Raw genomic sequence first — 22,051 nt, 5'->3', positions numbered from 1 at the left:
TTTAGTTAGTTTAGGTTTAAATGATTTATTTTTAAAATTGTTTCTGTCAAAAGCTCTTCTAAAAATTCCTTTTTAACTCCGCCCATTCTTTTTCAAAATTTACGAATGGATCTTTGGTTTCAGTAGCTTTGTTTTCAACAACGACACCCTGTTCTTCGTTCCATTTTTTATAAACGAAGTAAAGCACGATAGCCGCCATAATTCCGGCTAGTGCAGGAACATTCGATGCTGTGATTGATAATAAGATTAACCCTAGAATGGCCCAAGCGACTTTACTCAACGAAGTGTCTGCCTTCATAAACCCTTTAAATGCGTAGTATAGGATCGCAATGCTGAGAGCAAACAGGGCGATCGGTCCTAAGTTAGCGATTAAGATGATGGCAGCAATACCACCTAAAATAAACAATCCAAATTTTTTCATGTTAACTCCTCCCTTCTTATGACTCTATCTTATCTAGATTTGAAATTTCTCATAACGACCCTCCGACATATTTTGACTAAGACTTGAGGCTTAGTAGGGGCTAGGTAGTTTTGAGTTGTTAACTGAATGCTGCGCTTCGAAGTCTAGTATAGGGAGTTCCTTAACGCCAAAAAAGAGTAGCCCCGATAGATATCGGTGACTACTCTTTTGAAAGTTTTTTTAGCTTGCATTGTCTTCTTTTTTGTACTCTTTTTCCCAGAAATCAGCATTTTTAATGCCAAGTTTTACTGGATCAAAAACAGGATCGAGACCTTGCTTCTTCTGTTCTTCGTAATCTTTTAAAGCTGCCAAGGCAGGTTTTGCAAGCATTAGAATAGCAACTAAGTTTAACCATACCATCAAACCTAAACCAGCATCCCCTAGATCCCAAGCCAAGCCAGTTGCTCTGATTGAGCCATAGAAAGTTGCTGCTAATAAGACAACTTTTAAAATATTCATTGGAATTACGTTATTTTTACCACGGAACATGTAAGCAACGTTCGTTTCAGCCATATAATAGTAGGCCATAATTGTTGTAAAGGCAAAGAAGAATAACGCAACTGCAACAAATGATGCTCCAAAACCTGGCATTACTGATTCAATTGCCGCCTGTGTATAACCTGCACCTTTTTCAACACCAGGTAGACCTTCACGAAGATACCCTCCTGCACTGTCATAAACATTGTAGGCACCAGTAATTAATACCATGAATGCAGTTGCAGAACATACTAATAATGTATCAATATAAACAGAAGCCGCTTGGACTAATCCTTGTTTTGCAGGGTGAGATACTTCTGCGGCTGCCGCAGCATGAGGGCCTGTTCCTTGACCAGCTTCGTTAGAGAAAACTCCACGTTTTACTCCCCAAGCAACTGCCATCCCAACGATTCCACCAAATGCTGAATCAACGGCGAAGGCACTCTTTACAATCAATGAAATTACGCCTGGAAGTTGACCAATATTCATAGTGATGATGATAAAAGCCACGAACATATATGCAATCGCCATGAAAGGTACTACATATTGTGCTACTGTTGCAATTCTTCTTACTCCACCAAAAATAATGATTCCAATAAGTACGATTAGAAAAATACCAGTATAAGATTTTTCAATACCAAACGCATTATGCATACCTGCTGCAATTGAATTTGATTGAATACCTGGTAATAATAAACTTAACGAAAGTACTGCTGCAAAGGCAAAGGCAATCGCAAACCACTTCCATCCAATACCTTTTTCAATGTAATAAGCAGGACCCCCGCGATATTGACCATCTTGTTTAACTTTGTAAATCTGACCAAGTGTTGACTCAACGAAAGCACTACCCGCTCCAATAAAGGCAATTGTCCACATCCAAAATACTGCTCCAGGTCCTCCCATTGCGATTGCTGTTGCAGTTCCTGCAATGTTACCAGTACCAACACGACCTGAAAGGGCGACTACTAGTGCCTGAAAAGAAGATATTCCTTCCTTTGACGCTTTTCCTTTAAACATTAATGTGAACATGTCTTTAATATGTCTGACTTGAAGAAAACGTGTTAAAACAGAAAATAATAGTCCAACTGCCAAAATAAAATAAATAACCGGTGTGCTCCACAGTATGCTGTTCAACCAATCTACTACCAAATTCATAAAATCCCTCCCTATTTTTAAAATAGTTGCTATATTCTGAATTATATTTTATGTTCTGAATATTTACAACACTTTAATTTAGCAAGATGATAAGTAATTTTTCGACAAAGAAAAAGTCGACATATAGAAAAAAGACTAGCAATCTCTCGGGCGAGAATCGCTAGTCTTACAACACTTTTTCATATACATTAATACGATGTTGCTTTTTATCCCATGTAGTTCCTATTTTGTGGTAACCATTTCTTCGCCAAAACAGCCCACCACGCTTATTTTCTACCTGGGCACATAATCTAATAACTTCTAATAATTCTTTTTTTACTAGATCCTCGAATAATTGGTAGCTCTTTTTTCCTAAACCATGTTGTTGATAGTTTTTATGAATAATAAATAAGCTTAGCCAGCCATAATGTGGCTGCGGTTTATCTGGGATATAATAGATTAAACCTATATGTTCATTGTCATTTTTTATAAAATAAAACCTTGCCTCATAGGCTGTATTCTCCAACAATTCTTCAATAATATCCTCTTTAGTTAATGCTTGTTTTCCTTCGGCATTCTTCAGAAAGTACGGGTCTGAATTTAAGATTTCTTCTTGTATTAATAAATTCCCCTCGTCTAGTGGATCATCAATCAGCTCTAAATATAACATTCAACCACCCTCATTTTTAAATAGGCTGTTTTCGCAAGTATTCTGGACTACTTTCACCAAAATGGGCGGCCATCATTTCTAACCTACCATTCTAACGTTTGAAGAAAGCAGACACAAAGTTTATAAGAAAAGCGCAAGGCGCCCGCCTATCGGCGACAAGCAAATGTTCTGTCAGATTAAAAGTGCGCTTTTCACTTTTATATCTGGCAGGTTATTTGACCTCGAGCCGATGGCGCCTGAAGCTAGACACCAAGTACTAAAAACGCATATGCTTTCTTATCTTTTAAGAAAAGCGCAAGCGCCCTGGTTAGCCAAGTAACTTCCTCGGGGTACTTCTCTGCTTTGCGACGAGTAACCGCAGGAGCAGATGTTTTTTTGCGACGAGTAAACGCAGGAGCAGCGACAAGCAAATGTTCTTCGAGAAAAAAAGTGTGCTCTTTCACTTTTATTCTCGAAGGTTATTTGACCTCGAGGGGCTGGGCTGCTTGCGCTAGACAGTTTTTACGCTGATCTTTTATACTTTCTTACCTAACAAAAAGAGCCTTTGAAAAAGTCCATTCTAAACAGAATATGCTTTTCCAGCTTCGGGTGTTCACAAAGTTAGTCTTCGCTTAAGACATATTCAAGCTGAATATCACGGTGATCATTATCGAACAAATCTTGGTTAATTTCTGCAGCTGCCACACAGCCGACAGAACGGTAAAAAGCAATTGTGTCTTCTGAAGAAGCAGCACATAAATAGAGCTTATCAGCTCCCCACTCGCGAGCCTTCGCCGCACACAGTTGGAAAAGTTGCTTACCAATCCCTAAATTACGATAGTCTCTTGAAACAAACATTGAATCTAGTAAAAGGTAGTTTGCAGTTCCACCAAAAAATTCTTTATTTAATGTTACAAAGCCTACTAACCTACCATCCTCAGCAAAAGCACCGATGGCTATACCTCCACAATTAATTGTGTCTATTAGGGCATCTCGATATTTTTCATACCCGTCTGGCCAATCATCTTCTTGATAATTGATAGTTATTAGTTGATAATCACCATCTATATTACGCCAAACTTTCTCGATCCACTGACTTGGATCGATTTCAGAAACTCGTTCACATTCTTCAACACGTAAATCTCGATATTGTATATGACTCATATTATTTCCACCTCAAATTTTATTAGTAAAAGGCCTGAATGTGCTCAACTAGATTGAGAAGGTTTTATAGACAAAAAGGCCATAAGAAGAAAGGATGCTTCCTCTTACGACCTACAGTTAAATACTTAAGTTGTGCAATGCAAAAAGCTTTGCCATCTTATAAATTTAGTTTAGGGAATAAGTTATGAACCTTCTGAATTGCTAATCTCTAAAAGAGTACACCAAATAAACCTTGGTCAAAATCAGACTCTAAAGAAATCGTTATTAATTTTTTAAAATTAATATTTAGCAATTAGTTGGCTTCATTACTTGTACCCCTCCTTTGTTTATTAACCTTGAGTTTACAATATAATCCAATAATTGTAAACAACACCTTATCTTTTAAATTACCATTCTATTATTTTGCATCCTTTAATCCCGTACGATGACAGAAGGTACAATATACTTCTGTTGGTGCAGTTTTACTTTCATCCTTATCATAGTCATGACATACATAACATTGTCGTTTCTCTTCTTTCGAATCAGCGAAATTCGCATGTCCTGTTAACCAATCTTCACTATCTCCGTGTCCTGGTGGGCGTTCGGTGTGACAAGTATAACAAAAAATACTGTTTCGAGACTCAGACTTAACGACGTTCATATCAGGAACATAGAAATCTAGATTTGGTTTGTTGCTTGGATTTAAAGCTTCATCCATTGTTGTTGCTGCAACTCGTTTAATCCATTTTGCTTCTTCATGACAGTTTAAGCAACTATCTAAATCTGTTAGAGCGGCACTTCCATGATTTTCGTTCCAAGTTGCCTTTTGGTGATTAGACGGCGTTGCAACTTCTATGTGACAAGTTTCACAAGCCATAGAAAGCTCATCCTCTGAATGTTGCTTACCGAGACCTTTTAATATGATATTTGACGTATATACCTTGTCGTAAATTTCATGACCATCTCCAGTTGAAGTTGGTGGTGTTGATAACAAATATTCCTTTTCTTCCCAAGGCTTCTTCCCTTGATTTACTTTGTCATGACAATCAATACAAGTTCCCATGTTCGGTCTCGTGTAGCTTGTTGAGATTAATAATTCTGCAACGTCGTCAGTCCAATAATCGTAATCATCATGTGTATTAAGTCCTCTTTCAACCACTTTTGCATGTGCTACACCAGCATGACATGTAATACATGGTATACCAGCTTCAATATGCTCTCCGTGATTAACGATTAGGTCTCCTGTGGCTGTCACCATACGATTTTCTGAGTGACATTGAATACAGTTTACGTCTTCGACAACCATAAGAGGATGAATTGGGTTAGGTACAGTCCTTGTGACGTGGTGATATAGTTCTTTCATTGCTGAAATTTTTGCTAAAAGCTTGTTATCAAATCCTGGTTTAATATGACAATCTACGCAATTTATCTGACTGTGTGACGTAGCATAATGAGTGACGGTTTCCGCTGACATTTCATGGCAGCTTGCACAAAAAGTATTTGTAGAAGTTCCTGCAATTACACCATAAGCACCACCTGTAATTCCAAAAAACGCTAAAATTAAGAAAAGTAATAATTTCCACCGATTCAAAGGATCTTTCCAATCTGTACTTCTAAATCGCCTCCAAAGTCTTTTTATAATAGAAGCTTTTTTCTGTTCCCCTTCCTTTAACTCATCTTCCTTACTCAAAATTCCCACCTCCATTTTATTACATATTTAGGAATTATTATTCCTACTTCCATAATAGTATCTGCTACCAGTTTATAACCGTGAAGAATATGTGAATTATGTATTTTTGTGGTAAATCGTGCCATTTTTGTGAAATTTTCGATTAGCTGAAGTTGGACTTTATCTTTTGCTGGTTATTTGTCCTAGAGTCATATCCATTAATCTATGGAATCCACAGATGCACGCTGGACATCTTTGGTGAACCAAAGTGTAAATATCAAGCTAGCGATGTACTTTTGGATCGGTTTAGAGTGCAAAATTACTCAACAGCCTTTTTCAAGTGTTTAAAATTCTATATGAGAAAACACGAAACTAACGACTGTGGCGTTGTATAAACGAATAGGGATGAAATTCGGACAGTGGACAGCTGATTTATAGAAAAGCATTCCGAACATACGCCATGTTCGGAATACTTCAGGTCAATAACAAAAAACATGTTTGGCGGTTTTCTTATAATTTGTTTGTTACCTTAGAAAAGCTTCATAAGATATATCCCGTTCTCGTTCCCTTCCGGTTTACATTTAGTGGTATGAATTATTGAATGATTGTTCATAACCCCACACTAATTACCAGTAGACCCTTCATTTAACCACTGTTGCATCAAGTTATTGTGAAGGTACTCTAGCAAACTGAAATTTTGCAGTGAAGTGGCGGAGAATTTTGGGTTCATAGCTGAACTCCACACCTTTAATTTCACTTCGTTTTTGGTAGAGTTGAATTAATGAGTCGGCAATATAACGGATGTGATTATCTGTATAGGTACGGCGCGGAATCGTTAGGCGTAACAGCTCGAGCTCGGAAAGCCCATCCTCACCTGTGTCTACATCTCTGCCATATAACAACGAGCCAATTTCTACACTTCGTATTCCACTTTCCAAGTATAACGCTACCGCTAAAGCATGAGCTGGAAAATGATTTTTTGGCAAGTCTGGTAAAAATTTGGCACAATCAACAAAAACAGCATGGCCGCCAATTGGCTCTTGAACAGGAACTCCGCCTTCCTTTAGTAGCTCTCCTAAAAGCCGTACTTGATTTATCCGATGATGGAGGTAGTCATATTGAACAACTTCTTTTAATCCAATCGCAAGCGCTTCTAAATCTCTTCCAGCTAACCCCCCATAGGTTGGAAAGCCCTCCATTGGCACAACCATGGAACGGCATTTTTCAAATAGCTCAAAATCATCTTTGATTGCAAGAAGTCCACCGATATTAACAAGGCCATCCTTTTTAGCACTCATCGTTAGGCCATCACCATAAGAAAACATTTCCTGGATGATTTCACTAATCTCCTTGTCTTCGTAACCTTTTTCACGCTGCTTAATGAAATACGCATTTTCTGCAAACCTTGCTGCATCAAAAAATACAGGAATCCCATACTGTTTTCCAACCTCATATACTTCACGAATATTTTCCATCGAAACAGGCTGTCCTCCAGCACTATTACAAGTTATCGTATTGATAATAAAAGCTATTTCTTCCTTTCCTTTTGTACTAATAAACTCTTTTAATCTAGCAATATCGAAATTCCCTTTAAATGGGTGATCTACTGCTGTCTCATAGGCTTCGGAAATAACTAAATTTACTGGTCGTGCCTTATTCATTTCAATATGTGCTTTGGTCGTATCGAAATGCATATTGCCAAGCACATATTGTCCTTCTTTTTCGATTAACAAAGGAAATAAAACTTGTTCAGCACCACGCCCTTGGTGTGCTGGTAAGACATAATGATAGCCCGTTAACTGCTGAACGGTTTCTTCCAAATGGTAGAAATTTCGACTACCTGCATATGACTCGTCACCGAGCATAATTCCAGCCCATTGGCGATCACTCATGGCGCCAGTACCACTATCCGTTAATAAGTCGATGTACACATCCTCACTTCTGAGCAAAAATGGATTGTAGCCTGCTTTTTCAATTGCCATTTCTCTTTCTGCTTTCGTCTTCAATTGAATAGGCTCGACCATCTTAATTTTGTACGGTTCTGGTAAATAGGATTCCATAGCCTTCCTCCCCTTCTCGTTTTAATTATTTATTAACTCCCCTTTCTATCCTATTATCGAAAAGCAATTTTTTTCCTATTATATTAGGCAAAAAAAAGCAGGAACACAAAGTTCCTGCTTCCTTCGAAGTATACCTTAATCAAATACAGCTTTCTGAGTTGTTTTGGAACTAAGTTCTTTCTCTTTCTTCGATCGGTAATATTGGGAGATAAATAACACTGTCAGGATTGTAATCCCCGTTAGATCAGTAACCCAATGCCCATGGATTAACACAAGTGCTGCTACTAATGCTGCTAATCTTTCAAACCAATAATACTTTACGAGTAGCCATCTCTGAATAAACGAAGCAAAAGCAATGATCCCAATGAGCGCTGTAAAGATGTTAATACTAATATCAATCCAGGTTGCATCAGGGTTTAGCATAAGAATTGTTGGGTTAGTCGCGAATGCAAATGGTAATAACAAGGCCCCTGAATCAAATTTAAAGCCTTGAATTCCCGTTCGAATCGGTTCAGCTTTGGCAATCCCTGCTGTCGCATAGGCTGGTAAATTAATTGGTGGAGTGTCATCAGCTAAAACCCCATAATAAAGTACAAATAGATGAGCTGCTAAAAGTGGAACTCCTAGACCAACTAAAGCTGGAGCAATCATCGCTGCGAGTATGACATAGGTAGCCGTTGTCGGTAGTCCTAATCCGAGAATTAAACAAGCAAAAACCGTCAAGATTAAGGCAAAATACAATTGTGTGTTATCAAAAACCATAAATGCCGGCAATACCTCTGTTATTTTCCCTGAAAAGGAAATAATCATATTTGATAGTTTCAGTGATAAGCCAGTTAAATTTACTACACCAATTAGAATTCCGGCTGTTCCACATGCCACAATCACAGCTAGTGAATTTCTAGCTGCTAATTCAAACCCATTAACTAGCTCTTTTATTCCGTAGCGGACAGGTGCTGATTCAACCTTCAGCTTTTTTTGACCAACAGCAAAGAGCAATGCAATTACTAAACTAACAACAATTAAAAACGGTATCTCACTTCTCCATAAAATATCCCTACTTAAGAACTGATTTATAAACGTGATAATGTACTGTAGGCTATACGCAAAAACAATGAGAACACCCGCATAAATCATACTTCTTCCAATTCTATCTTTAAAGCGGTGAGCAAAAAATGCGAGTACTAAAATAACAAGAATTGAGAAGAAAGCTGAATTTGGTACGGTGAAACCCTTGATTAAGAAATATAGTAGAACAAAGATTGGTAAGATTAAATACCCTTGTTGTAACAATGTTTTCCTTGCAGAAACAAGTTCACTTTTATGCAGGCCCCTGATATTATTTTTAGCAGCTTCGAAATGGACCATTAATAAGATCGCTACATAACAGAGGATCGCTGGGATAAGCGCACTTTTAATAATTTCTATATAAGGGATATTAGTATATTCAATCATTAAGAAGGCGGCAGCCCCCATGACCGGTGGCAAAAATTGACCACTTGATGAAGCAGCTACTTCAATTCCGCCAGCTACATGTGGTTTAAAACCAACTTTTTTCATTAACGGAATTGTAAATGTCCCTGTAGTTACAGCGTTTGCAGTTGAACTTCCAGAAATACTTCCGAGCATCCCACTCGCTAATACAGCCGCCTTTGCAGGACCCCCTTTATAACGACCAAAAGCCCGCAATGCCAAATCAATAAACATCTTTCCTGCACCGGTGGACTCTAAAATTGCTCCAAACAAAATAAAGATAAATACATACGTAGCTGATACGCTTATCGGGGTTCCAAAATCCCTGCAGTTGTATAGGTCATTTCATAAAAGAAACGCTCAAAGTCAGCCCGCACATGCCGAAACGCTCCTGGCATGTAGCTCCCTAAGAAGTAATAAGCAATAAACACACTAGCAATGATGACAAGTGGTTTTCCAACAACACGCCTAGTTGCTTCTAGAACCAACAATACCAAAGCTACACCCATAGATACATCGAGCGTTGTTGGCCGGGCACTTAAAATCGATGGTGATTGTTGATTTTGAATAATATAAAAACCAACAAAAGCAACGATTAAGGCAATTAACACGTCATACCAGGGAATTGTTCGTTGACTTAATCCTTTTTTTATTGGGTACAACAAGAACACTAAAATTAACCCCATTGTGAGATGAAAAATTAAATGCGTTCTTGTCGAGACTTGGAGCCCAAAGCCTGCGGTATAGAAATGATATCCAGACATAATTAAACTAACAATTAAAATGATAAGTGCCCATTTCCCAACTAGAAAACGGTCACTTCCTTCTAATTCTAACGCCTTAGAAACTTCTAGTTTTTCATTGCTCATTTCTTCACTCCTTTCATCAACTCTTGATCGACCAGTAAATATACTCATACCATCGCAAAGGTTTACTATAGATTTTTAGGTGGGTTCTTGTATAAGGTGGTTCAGATAGAACAAGGACCTCGTCCCGAAAATGAAAGGTATGCAAATGTAAATGTGATGGCTGCATATGAAGAATTTCAATAGGTTCATAGATGTCCTTTAAAATATAGTACCCATCAGTGATTTGTAAATTACCCTTCAATTCATAAGGTAACCCAGCTCCAAATGACCTTGTCCAGCTTTCCATAGCAAAAATTTGTCCGGTGTCATCGATTTTAAATTTTTCGATTACAATTGATTTTTCCACCGAATGGATATACTCGTGATGAAACCATTCCGAAGCAAAAATTTCCTCTTGCCACAATACCTTCCCTGTCTTTGCTTCTTCAATAACTAGCAATCTGTGAGGGCTTGATACGTTTAATAGAATGAATGAGAGGAGTAAGCAGCATGCGATGATTAAGATGGTTCTTTGTTTGAAGAGGACATTGCTCATACGCAATGCCCTCTTTTCTATCAGCATTTTTTTCTTACTTCGCTTCATCAAAATAACGTTTTGCTCCTGGGTGAAGCTCAATTGACATTCCATCTAAAGCGGTGTCTAGTGTAATGTCTTTCCCACGGGCATGTGTTGCTTCAATGATATCTAAGTTCTCAAAAATAGCTTTTGTAATTTCATATACTTGATCTTCTGGTAACGTTTTGCTAACAATAACCATCGCTTGAACCGCTACTGTTGTCGCATCGCTACTCGTACCATAAACATCGCTTGGAAGATCAAAATGTGTATAGTATGGATAAGTATCAGTTAACACCTTAATTTTTTCTGGAGTAATACTTACGATTCTAATTTCTCGGCTAGCTTTTAAAGCTTCAATTGCCCCTGTTGGTGTACCAGCTGTGATAAATGCTGCATCAACGTTTCCATCTTGAATACCACCAGCAGCGTCTCCGAAACTCATAAACTCAATATTTAAATCATCATAAGTAATTCCGTGCGCTTCAAGAATTTGCTTCGCATTGGCCTCTGACCCAGAGCCTTGGTCACCAACCGCGACACGCTTTCCTCTTAAATCATCTACTGTTACGATGCCACTATCAGCTGATGTGACAATCTGAACAACCTCTGGATAAAGAGTTGCAATTCCATAGAAGTTGTTTGTCACAGCCTCAAACATATGAGAACCTTCATGAGCGTAAAACGCAATATCATTTTGTACTAAACCTAGTTCAGCTTTACCATCGTTAATATCATTACTATTAACAACAGAAGCCCCACTAGTTACCCCGGTTGCAGTTACCCCATCAACTTTTTCAGAAATAATTCGGGCCATTGCCCCACCAAGTGGAAAATAAACTCCTTGCTCCCCACCAGTTAAAACCGTTACATCCTTGACCCACTCACCGTCTTTCGAGTCCGAACCACCACAGGCAGCTAGTACCATAGAGACTGCTAGTACTAAAGCCAACAACAAACTATACTTTTTCAAAGAAATACCCCCTATATCTTATTTTTCAAGCCTGGATAAACCAAGTTGTTAAATTATATGTCCCAAAATGACAAATATTACTAGCATATCTAGGAGAGGTACATGACACAATTAATTTTCAACTCTAAAAATTGACCTTCACTGCTCTACTGAGTCTAGAGGCAGTAGATGTGACAAATTTCTATAGATTTTTGATATCTACTTTCTTCCTAGACTAATTCGGGTAAATGAGCTTAGATTATCAAAAAGGATGTGGCGATATGAATGAACAACGCATCAAAGAGGAAGTATTACGAATTTTAAGTGAACATAAGGTTGGAACACTTTCCACAATGAAGGGCGATCAACCATTTGCTCGCTATATGATCTTTCGAAATGAAGAATTTACACTCTATACAATTTCTAGTAAAGCTACCGAAAAGGTTCAAGACATTTATAATAACTGTAAAGTTCATATCCTATTAGGATTTGAAGGCGGAGGCTTTGGTAAGCCCTACATTGATATGACGGCACAGGCTACCATTCATGATGATCAGGAATTAAAAGACCGCTTTTGGCACGATAACTTCCGGAAATATTTAGAAGGTCCTGATGACCCGAATTATATTGTAATCCGTTGTCAACCAAAAACCATTCGCTTAATTAATCATCCTGAACTAAACGGACCTCGTACAATCACCTTTTAACAGACTGTTATGCAAGCCAGTTTAATAAATTTAAAGTTACTATCAATATGAAAGCTTTGGGGCACCCCCAAGCTTTTTTTATGTTGGTCTTAATAAGTTACTTAGAAGACATCACAGGAGTTAATTTACGTAAATGTACACACTAAATGAATTATTCTACTGCAGTCTTCACAAGTTCTGATAACTTGAATAAGGCATACTCCTTTTTGTATAGTAGACATAGTTGATATAGAAAGGACTGTTCAGATGGAAGAGTTACATCCTGTTGTGAAAAAATTGCAATTTAAAGATCATGGACAAGCTGTATTAATCCTCAATCCGCCAAAAGCTTACGAAGAGGTCATGACGACTTTTCAAGGAGAGGTGCACAAGGAAGTTCAAAATGAAAGCTATGATTTCGTTCAAGTATTCGGTACTTCAAATGAGGAGCTTCAAGCTCTCGCACAACGTGGCGCAAGTGTTGTTAAACAAGATGGTCTGCTCTGGCTTTGCTATCCAAAGAAAACCTCAAAAACCTATAAAGGATCAAATTGCAGTCGTGATACGGTTACCCCACTCCTTGCTGCTGAAGGCTACGAGCCTGTTCGGCAAATTGCTGTTGATGAAGATTGGTCCGCATTACGGTTTCGAAAAACAGAACAAATAAAAACTATGACTAGAGATTTTGCTGTTACGTCCAAAGGGAAAGAACGAACTGAAAAAAAGCAATAATCCTAAAAAGCCGCGATCTAAGTAGCCTTTAGAAAAGAGCGAAATAAAAAGAGGCATGGAAAAAATTCTCCATCCCTCTTTATTGTAATTACTCAGCTTAAGTAAATTATTTAAACCAACCTTTTTCTTTGAATCTAGTAATTGCTTCAATTCGGTTACTCACGTCTAACTTATCCAAGATTGAGGAAATATAATTCCTTACCGTTCCAGTGGTAATAAAAAGCGTACCAGCAATTTCCTTCGTGCTCTTGCCCTCTGACATTAACAATAGAACTTCACTTTCTCGTTCGGTAAGGGGGTTTTCCTCACTATAAACCTCATCAACCAATTCTGATGCATAAATACGCTTTCCTTCCATAACACTGCGAATGGCACTCGCTAAATCATCACTTGGGCTATCCTTTAACATGTATCCATTTACCCCTGCTTTTAAGGCTCTTTCAAAAAATCCTGGACGAGCAAAAGTAGTTAAAATAATGACCTTACAGCCAAAACCTTTTAGTTCCTCAGCTGCTTCAAGACCGCTTTTCCCAGGCATTTCTATATCCATAATACAAATGTCCGGATTGTGAAGGTGAACTAATTTGACCGCTTCTTCGCCGTTGCCAGCTCGACCAACCACAGTCATATCATCTTCAAGATCTAGTAACGCGGCAAGGGCTCCTAACAACATTTTTTGATCTTCGGCAATGACAATTCGTATCATAGCTACACCTCCTCTTCCTTTTGTTTAAAGACATTTGGAACTTTAAATATGATTGTTGTACCATGGTCAGAAGTAATGTCTAAACTACCATTCACAAACTCAAGGCGTTCTTTCATACCTTGTAACCCGTTACCAGTCATATTCTGAAGCGAATTCCCGATCCCCACACCATTGTCCTTCACCTTCACCACTAACTCCGTATTCATTTGCTCAATAATGAGTGTACATTTTGAAGCATTACTATGTTTTACAACATTGTTCACTGCTTCTTTAATGCACATACTGACTACATTTTCGGCTATCAGTGATGTATTTAAGAGCTTCGGATTTCCCTCAACACCAAACTCAATTTCTGCTGCTTTTAATATTTGTGCGACTCGATAAACTTCATCTTCTAGTTTCGTTCCTCGCATTTGGGTAACCATTTCACGGACTTCTTTTAAAGCGATCCGAGCTGTTTTCTGAACATCCTTAATCTCAATCCGAGCTTTATCTGGATTTTTACTGATTAATTTCCCAGCGAGGTCGCTCTTTAATCCAATCAACGATAGTTTTTGGCCAAGTGTGTCATGAAGATCACGCGAAATCCGTTGTCGTTCTTCTAGCTTCACTAGTTCGGAAATTCGTTTATAGGCATCATCTAACTCTCCTTGTAATGCATCCTCTTTATTTTTATCGTAAGTACTAACTGGTAAGAGGATCACTGCAATAATGCTAAGGATTACAAACGGCAATTGAGTAATTAACACTCGCGAATGTTCTGTTACAAAACCAAAATAAATCGTCCCAAAGGTACTAATAAGCAAAATGATATAAAAAACAACGAAAGCAATTTTATTTTTTAAATTCCCAATAAAGAAAGCTAAAAACAGAAAAAAGTATATATAACCAAATAGTAAGCTCATCGTCGTCGAAATCGCTATTTGAATACCGGTCCCTACATAGATAAGCCATCCTCTAGATGTAAAGGACAGCACATAACAGATAAGAAACCCGATAATCATAATGACCCCAAGTACCACTTGAGGCGTTGAGGATGATTGAAAAATAAAGTAAAAGGGGAGGATATAAAAGACGATCCAAACATAGGGATTCAGCCCTGTGTTTTCTCGAACCTTTTGATGCAAAGTTTTCATGCTAGTCCTCCCACTTTCTACTCAATTCACTACTATATTACCATAATATCCCTAATTCGTTTTTCGGGCAAGTTCTACTTTGTGTTTTTCTGCTGGTTTATCTACATATTGCTTTAATTCTTTAAAGCTAAGAAAGCGTTTATTTTTTTCATCCCATAGTCTGAAGTTTAACGATTCGAAACTTTTACTAATTGTAATTGTTGTTGCTTTTTTTAGATCCTGTGAAGCATTATGAGCTTTTTCTAAATTATAATTTGGCACTCTTGGGCTTAAATGATGTACATGGTGAAACCCAATATTTCCAGTGATCCATTGCAGCACCTTTGGAAGCTTATAATAAGAACTACCTTCAACCGCTGCTTGGATGTAGCTCCACTCTTCTTCATTTTCAAAATAAGAGTCTTCAAACTGATGCTGAACATAGAATAACCAAATCCCTAGAAGACCTGATAACAAGAAGACTGGTCCCTGGATCATCAGAAACGCTTGCCAACCAATTGCTAAGCTTAAGCCCGTATATAATGCCACGATCAAAACGTTGGTGAGGTACAAGTTCATTCGTTCTTTCTTTTTTGCTCCCTTACGATTAAAACGATATTCAAGTAAGAACACAGCAATCGGTCCAATCACAAGCATAAAGAATGGATGGCGATATACACGATAACATAGGCGGCGCCACATCGATGAAGCATTATATTCTTCGACAGTAAGTAACCACATGTCTCCTGTTCCACGCTTATCTAAATTTCCACTTGTCGCATGGTGAACCGTATGAGTATGCTTCCATTGACGGTAAGGAACAAGTGTAAGTACTCCAGTTATAGTACCTAAAATATCATTGGCTAATTTGCTCTTAAAGAACGATTGATGACAGCAATCGTGAAACAAAATAAACGTGCGTACTAAAAAGCCAGAAGTTAACACGATTAAAGGAATTGTAAGCCAATAAGACACAGACAAACTCAGGTAGGTTCCGTACCAAAGGATCACCAATGGTAATAGTGTATTTACTATTTGAATGATACTGGCCTTTGTATCAATCTTTTCATAAGGGGCCATTTCTTTTTTCAGTTGAGATATTTTTGCTTGACTCATGTTAAAGTTCCTCCTAATTTGATACTCAAAGTTGTTATTAACATTACCACTGTATTTATTATAGAAAAAATCATCAATTTCTATAAGACATAAACGTCAAGTCATGCGTATGACATTTGTCATATAGGACACTACACTTTATATTAAAAAGCCCGTAAAATAAGGCAAAAGCTTACGTTCGAAATGGAAAAAATTAATAAAAAAAACAACTGAGCATATGACAACAGGCATACATTTCCTCTTTTGAATAAGCTATTTCCGTTGATACTCGCCTGTGGTTACTCGTTTCATGATAAAAGTTGTGCTTTCGATTTTGATTTCTAACGATAGTAAAATCACAGTTAGTAATGTTGAACTGCACTCGAAATTGCGGATCAAGCGTCTTCAGCAAAAAACAACTACCTATACTAAAACAGCCTATGTTAAAGTAACGTAAGCCCCTTGTAATTTACTACATAGATTAACATCTAGGCACAATTAGATTTCTAATGGGAAAGGAACTACCATAGTGACACCTTTTACTGAAAAAGTGATTGAGATTATTCGAATGATTCCTGAAGGAAGGGTCATGACCTATGGACAGATTGCTGGGCTCGCAGGAAGTCCCCGGGCTGCCCGCCAAGTGGTTCGAATCCTTCATTCGATGAGCAAAAAGCATAACCTTCCATGGCATCGGGTCATTAACGCTAAGGGACAGATCGCCCTTCAAGATGAGGAGTCCTACCATGAGCAATTGATGAACTTGGAAATGGAAGGGGTGGAAATTGGCTTTAATGGAGTTATCGATTTAGTAAAATATCAATGGAAACCGTAAAATAGTTTACACAGCTTGAAGAAATGCAAAAAAAATAACAGTCAAATTATTGCCAACAGTAAAAGAGCCTTTATAAATAGAAATGTTAATAATATTCTTTAACAATAATTGTAAATATAAGTTAAAATAGATAGAGACAAATATTAAATCTACGTTCTTGATGTTAGGATCCATAAGAATATAGGATGGTGCGGTAATGTTGAGATTAATAGATATTAATGAAGAAAATTGGTTGGAGGTAATTTTTTTATCAACGAGTCAAGGAATGCCTGCAATTTGTGAGGAATTTGTTGCATCTAATGCCCTGTCCTTGGTTCAAGCACAGTTTGAAAAAACATGGACAACAAAAGCAATTGAAAAAGACGGTAAAATTATTGGTTTTACGATGTACGGTTATGCTAAAAACCAAGGTTATTATGAACTTTGTCGAATTATGATTGACTATAAATATCAAGGAAATGGATATGGAACGGAAGCAATGAACCTGGTAATTACGGAAATGAAAAAAATTGAGAAATGTAAAAATATCTATTTATCAACCGATCCAGAAAATATAAGAGGAAAACATTTATACGAGAAATTAGGTTTTGTAAATACTGGAGAATTTGTTGATGAAGAAGAATTATATGTGTTATCCATTAACAAGTAATACAAAATATATAAAAAAGCAGTACAATAATGAAGAAAGATAATCCAACGGGTAATTGGGTTAGTTGAAGAAAGTTCTTTAGAAATGGAAAAAGGATGACAAAATGCCATCCTTTGTTTAGTGTATTTTGATTTATAGAACTTTTCATTTCGGTGTTAACCATCCCTAAATTGAAAACGTTATGCTAATACATAATCCTTAAGCTTTTCTTTAGGTTTACCGAAAATTTCCTCTTCAAGTCTTCTACCTGTTGGTGTTGCAGCAAGTCCACCTTCTGCCGTCTCTCTTAGTGACGAAGGCATTGATTGACCAATGGCGTACATAGCTCCGATTACTTCATCACAAGGTATTTTACTGACAATCCCCGCAAGCGCCATGTCTGCTGCAGTTATTGCGTTAGAGGCTCCCATTGCATTACGTTTTACACACGGGACTTCAACTAACCCTGCAACAGGATCACAAACTAATCCCAGCATATTTTTCAAAGTAATTGCCATTGCCTCCGCTGACTGTTGCGGTGTACCACCAGCTAGCTCAACAATGGCTGCCGCTGCCATTCCACTTGCTGAACCTACTTCCGCTTGACATCCTCCAGCCGCGCCAGAGATTGATGCGTTATTAGCTACAACGAACCCGAAAGCTGCCGCTGTAAACAAAAATTCAATCATTTCTTGTCTTGTAGGATTTAATTGGTTTTTTACAGCAAACAACGTTCCGGGAACTACGCCAGCAGAGCCTGCTGTTGGTGTGGCACAAATAATTCCCATAGCCGCATTTACTTCATTAGTAGCAACCGCTTTACTGACTGCATCCAACAGTAAAGTTCCGGCTAAGCTCTTCCCGCTTTTAATATAGTTTTGCATTAGAACGGCATCTCCACCGGTAAGACCCGAATGAGATCTTACTCCATTTAAGCCGCGCTCAATCGCTCGCTCCATTACGGTAAGATTGTTATCCATCTTTTTTATGATTTCTTCTCTTGAAACGCCTGTAAATTCTATTTCTTGCCGAATCATAATTTCAGCAATTTTAACCTGATTTTTTTCTGCTAATTCCACAAGCTCGGCTACATTTCGAAACATGGCATGTCCTCCTGGTGTCTCTATAATTTGTTATTCTGCCATCCGGATTACCCGGCTAACACTAGGGATAGTTTTCAATTCATTTATTACCCCGTCATCTATTTTTTGGTCCATTTCGATAACCATGATCGCCATATCGCCGCGTTCTTTCCTAGAGACTTCCATATGGCCGATATTGATTTCGTATCTTGACAGAATACTCGTTACAGACGAAATAATTCCGAACCGATCTTCATGAATAACTAAAATTGCTGGATTTGCTCCTGAAAGCTTTAATTTAAAAGAATTGATTTCCGTAATTTCAATCGTGCCTCCACCTATCGAAATCCCGATGATCTCTAATTCCTTTTCTCCATCATACAAGTTAATTTTTACTGTATTAGGGTGTTCAGTAATGGCTGTTTCAGTAATAAATTCAACTTCCATTCCTGCATGTTCAGCGATGTTTAATGCCTCTGGGATACGTTCATCAAATGTATCAAAGTCTAGCAACCCGGCAACGAGAGCAAGATCCGTACCATGCCCTTTATAGGTTTTTGCAAACGAACCGAACAAAGAGATTACCGCCTTCTTAGGCTGTTTTTCAAATAACGTTCGGGCAACCCTTCCAATCCTTGCTGCACCTGCTGTATGGGAACTTGAAGGACCGATCATGACCGGTCCAATAATATCAAATGCTGATCGAAATTTCATTGTTCGTGCTCCTTTATTTAGATGTACTTATCGTGATGTTTATACAGCAACCTTTTGGGTATCTTCGATTACAACATCTTTATCATCAGCTTTTTTTAATTGGTCAACAGTTTTAATTTTATAATTCCTAAAAAGATATGAACCTAAGAAACCACTCGCTGTACCAATTAGAGCACACGATAATGCAATAATCGTAACTTTCATAGGATCATTAAAACCGTACATTACTGCTAGACCTGCAATTGGTGTAGCTGTTCCAGATGCATTATTAATTAATCCTGACGTAGCAACAATAACACCCGCTCCTGCTCCACCAATAAAGTTCGTAACATAAACTGGAATTGGATTCGCAGATATGATGTGGGCCTGTGTTAATGGCTCAATAGCCACAGAAATCGTTGTCTTTCTATCTCCAAACTTCATACGATCGAATAACACATAGTTCATAAATGATGATCCGAAAACTGCTAAAGCTCCAATAGCCATAGGTACTCCTGTTAAACCGAGCATCGCCGTTAAGGCCATTGAACTTAAAGGCGCTGTAGCTACTACCGTAATTACTCCACCAAGAATAATTCCCATTAAAATAGGATTGCTTGTAGCTGTTTCTGTAATAATTCCACCAATGTTTAATAATGTTGCGTCCACAACCGGTTTCATACTTACTGCGATAAAACGAACAAGTGGTGCACAAACGATAATAATAACAATAAGATCAAGTCCACCAGGTACTTTTTTCTCAATTTGTTTTACTAGAAATGCTACTACATATCCGGCAATAAAACCTGGTAATAAACCTAGTCCTGCAACAGAAACCCCAAGTAACAGTGCGTATACAGGTGATACACCTACAGCAAGAGCAACAAGCGCTGCGGCGGCAACTCCACCCATACCTCCTGCAGCTTCTCCTACTTCGCCTAGAAATGCAAAACCTAATAAATCTCCACCTACATAAAGCTGAAACGCCTCAACTAAGAAGGCAGCAACTGCTGCACCCGCTAGCGCTCCCATGGCTTTCATTCCTTTAGGTGCTTTAAAGCTAAATAATGAAAATAGTCCTAATACCAATAATAATAGTGCTGTTCCTTTTAAAATATCCATGATGACTCTCCCTTTAGATGTTTACTAACCTAGTAAAATATTATTTTTTATCTCTCTTCCAATTGATACTCGTTTTGGGTTCTTATTTTTTGAAGGTAATTATAAATTGTAAACTTTGAGACTCCAAGAACTGTAGCTAAGTACTCTGTAGAGCCTTTAATTAAGAATGCTCCTTTTTCCTCTAGCAAACGAACACATTCTATTTTTCTTCAAGGCTCAGTACTGACGGTGCCTTCTTAAAACCTACCAAAACTTGATCAACCATATTTTGAATGACATCCTGTACCGTCGAATAAAAATTCTCAGATTTTGTTTCGCTGTCATCAAAATTAATAAACTCTTGTATTTCTGCCCCGAATTGCATCATCAACGAAATATCATAATTGATACAAAGTGCACCTATTACATGATCATTGTGATCACGCAGAAAAACAGTCGATGACTTCATCGTTATACCTTTACCTGATTGAGTTTTATAGTTTGGTATATCCTCGATTTCAGATGGATGTTTCCTTAGCTCCGTCAAAACAAGATCAGTTATTGGAGACCCTATTCTTCTACCGGTAACATTCCCAGCTAAATGAACTAAAGACCTTTTTAAATCAGAAAAATCATGAACTGCGACTTCACAGTGATCTCCAAACATCTTCACAAGCATGTCTGCTGTTCGAATTGCTAGATTAAATAATGGCGCATTGTTACCTTGCACGTTTTCTCCCCCTCCCGTGTAATCGGTTACAAGTAAAAATAAAAAAAAATCACAAACTACAATATCTTTTCTTTTTCGACAAAAATAATCATAGCACAAAAAAAATAGAATTCAAATAAAATTTTAATAGTTACAAAAAAATTGTAATAAAAATATTGGGTACTTTTCCAAATTACGTAACATTTGTTTTTTTAAGGATTAAGTTTTAGAAATAATAAAAAAAAACACAAAAGCCTCGATACGGCTCTTGTGTAATAGCATTGTGAAACATGCTGATGAAGTGTTAAAAAGGAGTGGTGGGAATTACTTCTTTTTGGTTAAAATACAGATGTCATTCCAGAAGCAATAAATTAAGCGGACACAGGAGACCTTATTTTTAAAATAGCCTAAAATTTTTGATTTCGCGGACAGAGAATCCACTATTTAGGCCTGCATCCTCTATTTTTTACCGTTTAATAAGAAATAGCGGCCTTGGTGTCCGCGAAAGTTTAAAAATAGTGTTTTTTTCACAAATAGAGGAATCTCTGTCCTTAAATTTTTCAACAATGTCTATCTGAAACGCGAATTTTTCTTTTTTTGTAGTACTGTCAATCGCTCAAATGATAGATTAAAAAACGCTCATTCTGATTATTCTCATACAAATCAGGGAGTCTGACCTCACGTTTTAATTTGAAAGAGGTATAACTCTCTAAATAATAAATATAGTCTTCGGATGGATAATACAAAACTATTTCGATTTCACGTGCTGAATGGTCGGCAGACTCTAGAATATTATGAATGATTTTCATGAAAACCTGAATTGAAAAGGGATTAAAAAAGTAAAAGCGATTCTCCAATGGCTGTATCTCGTACTCCTCAGCCAAACAATTGCAAAACTGAATTTTATTACTGTTTTTATTTGACCTCTTTAGATAATCCGTTTTATTCTTTAGCGCCTCTTGGTGAAAGATTTCGCTCATTTCAACGCCTATAACTGCAGCCTGAAATAAATAATGAATAAAGAAATTAAGTCTCCCTTTACCTGAGCCGAAATCTACAATCCGATCATTGCTACTTAATTCGTAGTTTTGAAAAAGTACTTCTAGAGCACTATATGGGGTCGGCTCATAGCGGTGGTAGTGATAGGATTTATGGATTCCTTTTATTTCTGCAGCAGTTTTAATGTTTAGTAATTTATCGTAATAATGTTCTTTCATAATTTTCACC

24 protein-coding genes are annotated in these 22,051 nt (G+C 37.5%); 4 read left to right on the top strand and 20 right to left on the bottom strand.

Annotation, left to right across the window (positions count from 1 at the left end; translation table 11 throughout):
• Positions 1-58: 58 nt before the first annotated feature.
• From H1D32_RS03570 to H1D32_RS03520, 11 genes are all read right to left on the bottom strand, one after another.
• Positions 59-421: a lmo0954 family membrane protein gene (locus H1D32_RS03570; RefSeq protein WP_261176780.1), complete on the bottom strand. Its 363-nt coding sequence runs from the start codon at positions 419-421 to the stop codon at positions 59-61.
• Between the two features lie 219 nt (positions 422-640).
• Positions 641-2,092, bottom strand: a complete 1,452-nt coding sequence (locus H1D32_RS03565) for an alanine/glycine:cation symporter family protein (protein ID WP_261176779.1) — start codon at positions 2,090-2,092, stop codon at positions 641-643.
• Between the two features lie 166 nt (positions 2,093-2,258).
• Complete coding sequence (locus H1D32_RS03560) at positions 2,259-2,741, bottom strand: GNAT family N-acetyltransferase (RefSeq protein WP_261176778.1); 483 nt, start codon at positions 2,739-2,741, stop codon at positions 2,259-2,261.
• Positions 2,742-2,983: 242 nt separating this feature from the next.
• A complete protein-coding gene (locus tag H1D32_RS03555) occupies positions 2,984-3,184 on the bottom strand; it encodes a hypothetical protein (RefSeq protein ID WP_261176777.1) in 201 nt (66 codons plus the stop codon).
• Between the two features lie 157 nt (positions 3,185-3,341).
• Positions 3,342-3,884, bottom strand: coding sequence for a GNAT family N-acetyltransferase (locus H1D32_RS03550; RefSeq protein ID WP_261176776.1), 543 nt, complete (start codon positions 3,882-3,884; stop codon positions 3,342-3,344).
• Between the two features lie 397 nt (positions 3,885-4,281).
• Positions 4,282-5,553: a cytochrome c3 family protein gene (locus H1D32_RS03545; RefSeq protein WP_396126131.1), complete on the bottom strand. Its 1,272-nt coding sequence runs from the start codon at positions 5,551-5,553 to the stop codon at positions 4,282-4,284.
• A 644-nt stretch (positions 5,554-6,197) separates the two neighbouring features.
• Positions 6,198-7,592 carry a tryptophanase gene (locus tag H1D32_RS03540; RefSeq protein ID WP_261176775.1) on the bottom strand — a complete coding sequence of 465 codons (1,395 nt, stop codon included), beginning with the start codon at positions 7,590-7,592 and terminating at the stop codon, positions 6,198-6,200.
• A gap of 135 nt (positions 7,593-7,727) precedes the next feature.
• Entirely contained in the window at positions 7,728-9,338 is a 1,611-nt protein-coding gene (locus H1D32_RS03535) for a TRAP transporter permease (RefSeq protein ID WP_261176774.1), read from the bottom strand.
• Positions 9,339-9,370: 32 nt separating this feature from the next.
• Positions 9,371-9,934, bottom strand: coding sequence for a hypothetical protein (locus H1D32_RS03530; RefSeq protein WP_261176773.1), 564 nt, complete (start codon positions 9,932-9,934; stop codon positions 9,371-9,373).
• Positions 9,935-9,950: 16 nt separating this feature from the next.
• A complete protein-coding gene (locus H1D32_RS03525; RefSeq protein ID WP_261176772.1) occupies positions 9,951-10,469 on the bottom strand; it encodes a DUF1850 domain-containing protein in 519 nt (172 codons plus the stop codon).
• A gap of 34 nt (positions 10,470-10,503) precedes the next feature.
• Positions 10,504-11,463 carry a TAXI family TRAP transporter solute-binding subunit gene (locus H1D32_RS03520; RefSeq protein WP_261176771.1) on the bottom strand — a complete coding sequence of 320 codons (960 nt, stop codon included), beginning with the start codon at positions 11,461-11,463 and terminating at the stop codon, positions 10,504-10,506.
• A gap of 260 nt (positions 11,464-11,723) precedes the next feature.
• Between H1D32_RS03520 and H1D32_RS03515 the strand changes: the two genes are divergently transcribed.
• Both H1D32_RS03515 and H1D32_RS03510 read left to right on the top strand, forming a co-directional pair.
• Positions 11,724-12,149: a pyridoxamine 5'-phosphate oxidase family protein gene (locus H1D32_RS03515; RefSeq protein WP_261176770.1), complete on the top strand. Its 426-nt coding sequence runs from the start codon at positions 11,724-11,726 to the stop codon at positions 12,147-12,149.
• A gap of 246 nt (positions 12,150-12,395) precedes the next feature.
• Positions 12,396-12,860, top strand: a complete 465-nt coding sequence (locus tag H1D32_RS03510) for a DUF3052 domain-containing protein (RefSeq protein WP_261176769.1) — start codon at positions 12,396-12,398, stop codon at positions 12,858-12,860.
• Between the two features lie 106 nt (positions 12,861-12,966).
• Here H1D32_RS03510 and H1D32_RS03505 read toward each other — a convergent pair whose 3' ends face one another.
• Genes H1D32_RS03505 through desA form a run of 3 tightly spaced genes read right to left on the bottom strand, consistent with a single transcriptional unit; the run spans position 12,967 to position 15,797 of the window.
• Positions 12,967-13,566: a response regulator transcription factor gene (locus H1D32_RS03505; RefSeq protein WP_261176768.1), complete on the bottom strand. Its 600-nt coding sequence runs from the start codon at positions 13,564-13,566 to the stop codon at positions 12,967-12,969.
• A gap of 2 nt (positions 13,567-13,568) precedes the next feature.
• On the bottom strand, positions 13,569-14,702 hold the full coding sequence (locus H1D32_RS03500) for a sensor histidine kinase (protein ID WP_261176767.1): 1,134 nt from the start codon (positions 14,700-14,702) through the stop codon (positions 13,569-13,571).
• 51 nt (positions 14,703-14,753) lie between these two features.
• Complete coding sequence (gene desA / locus H1D32_RS03495; RefSeq protein ID WP_261176766.1) at positions 14,754-15,797, bottom strand: Delta(5) desaturase DesA; 1,044 nt, start codon at positions 15,795-15,797, stop codon at positions 14,754-14,756.
• Positions 15,798-16,305: 508 nt separating this feature from the next.
• On the opposite strand from desA, the gene H1D32_RS03490 reads away from it, so the two are divergent.
• Positions 16,306-16,611, top strand: coding sequence for an MGMT family protein (locus tag H1D32_RS03490; protein ID WP_261176765.1), 306 nt, complete (start codon positions 16,306-16,308; stop codon positions 16,609-16,611).
• Positions 16,612-16,807: 196 nt separating this feature from the next.
• The gene (locus H1D32_RS03485) at positions 16,808-17,260 is read left to right on the top strand and encodes a GNAT family N-acetyltransferase (protein ID WP_261176763.1); all 453 of its coding nucleotides are present in this window, start codon (positions 16,808-16,810) and stop codon (positions 17,258-17,260) included.
• A gap of 179 nt (positions 17,261-17,439) precedes the next feature.
• Here H1D32_RS03485 and sdaAA read toward each other — a convergent pair whose 3' ends face one another.
• From sdaAA to H1D32_RS03455, 6 genes are all read right to left on the bottom strand, one after another.
• Entirely contained in the window at positions 17,440-18,342 is a 903-nt protein-coding gene (gene sdaAA, locus H1D32_RS03480) for an L-serine ammonia-lyase, iron-sulfur-dependent, subunit alpha (RefSeq protein WP_261176762.1), read from the bottom strand.
• A gap of 30 nt (positions 18,343-18,372) precedes the next feature.
• Positions 18,373-19,035, bottom strand: a complete 663-nt coding sequence (gene sdaAB, locus H1D32_RS03475) for an L-serine ammonia-lyase, iron-sulfur-dependent subunit beta (protein ID WP_261176761.1) — start codon at positions 19,033-19,035, stop codon at positions 18,373-18,375.
• Positions 19,036-19,074: 39 nt separating this feature from the next.
• A complete protein-coding gene (locus tag H1D32_RS03470) occupies positions 19,075-20,136 on the bottom strand; it encodes a PTS sugar transporter subunit IIC (protein ID WP_261176760.1) in 1,062 nt (353 codons plus the stop codon).
• Between the two features lie 47 nt (positions 20,137-20,183).
• Positions 20,184-20,324, bottom strand: a complete 141-nt coding sequence (locus tag H1D32_RS03465) for a helix-turn-helix domain-containing protein (RefSeq protein ID WP_261176759.1) — start codon at positions 20,322-20,324, stop codon at positions 20,184-20,186.
• Positions 20,325-20,335: 11 nt separating this feature from the next.
• On the bottom strand, positions 20,336-20,845 hold the full coding sequence (locus H1D32_RS03460) for a helix-turn-helix transcriptional regulator (RefSeq protein ID WP_261176758.1): 510 nt from the start codon (positions 20,843-20,845) through the stop codon (positions 20,336-20,338).
• Positions 20,846-21,432: 587 nt separating this feature from the next.
• Entirely contained in the window at positions 21,433-22,041 is a 609-nt protein-coding gene (locus H1D32_RS03455; RefSeq protein WP_261176757.1) for an SAM-dependent methyltransferase, read from the bottom strand.
• Positions 22,042-22,051 lie beyond the last annotated feature (10 nt).

The organism is Anaerobacillus sp. CMMVII (assembly GCF_025377685.1).
In the GTDB taxonomy this organism is placed as follows: Bacteria; Bacillota; Bacilli; order Bacillales; family Anaerobacillaceae; genus Anaerobacillus.
This window is presented reverse-complemented; position numbering and strand designations above follow the sequence as displayed.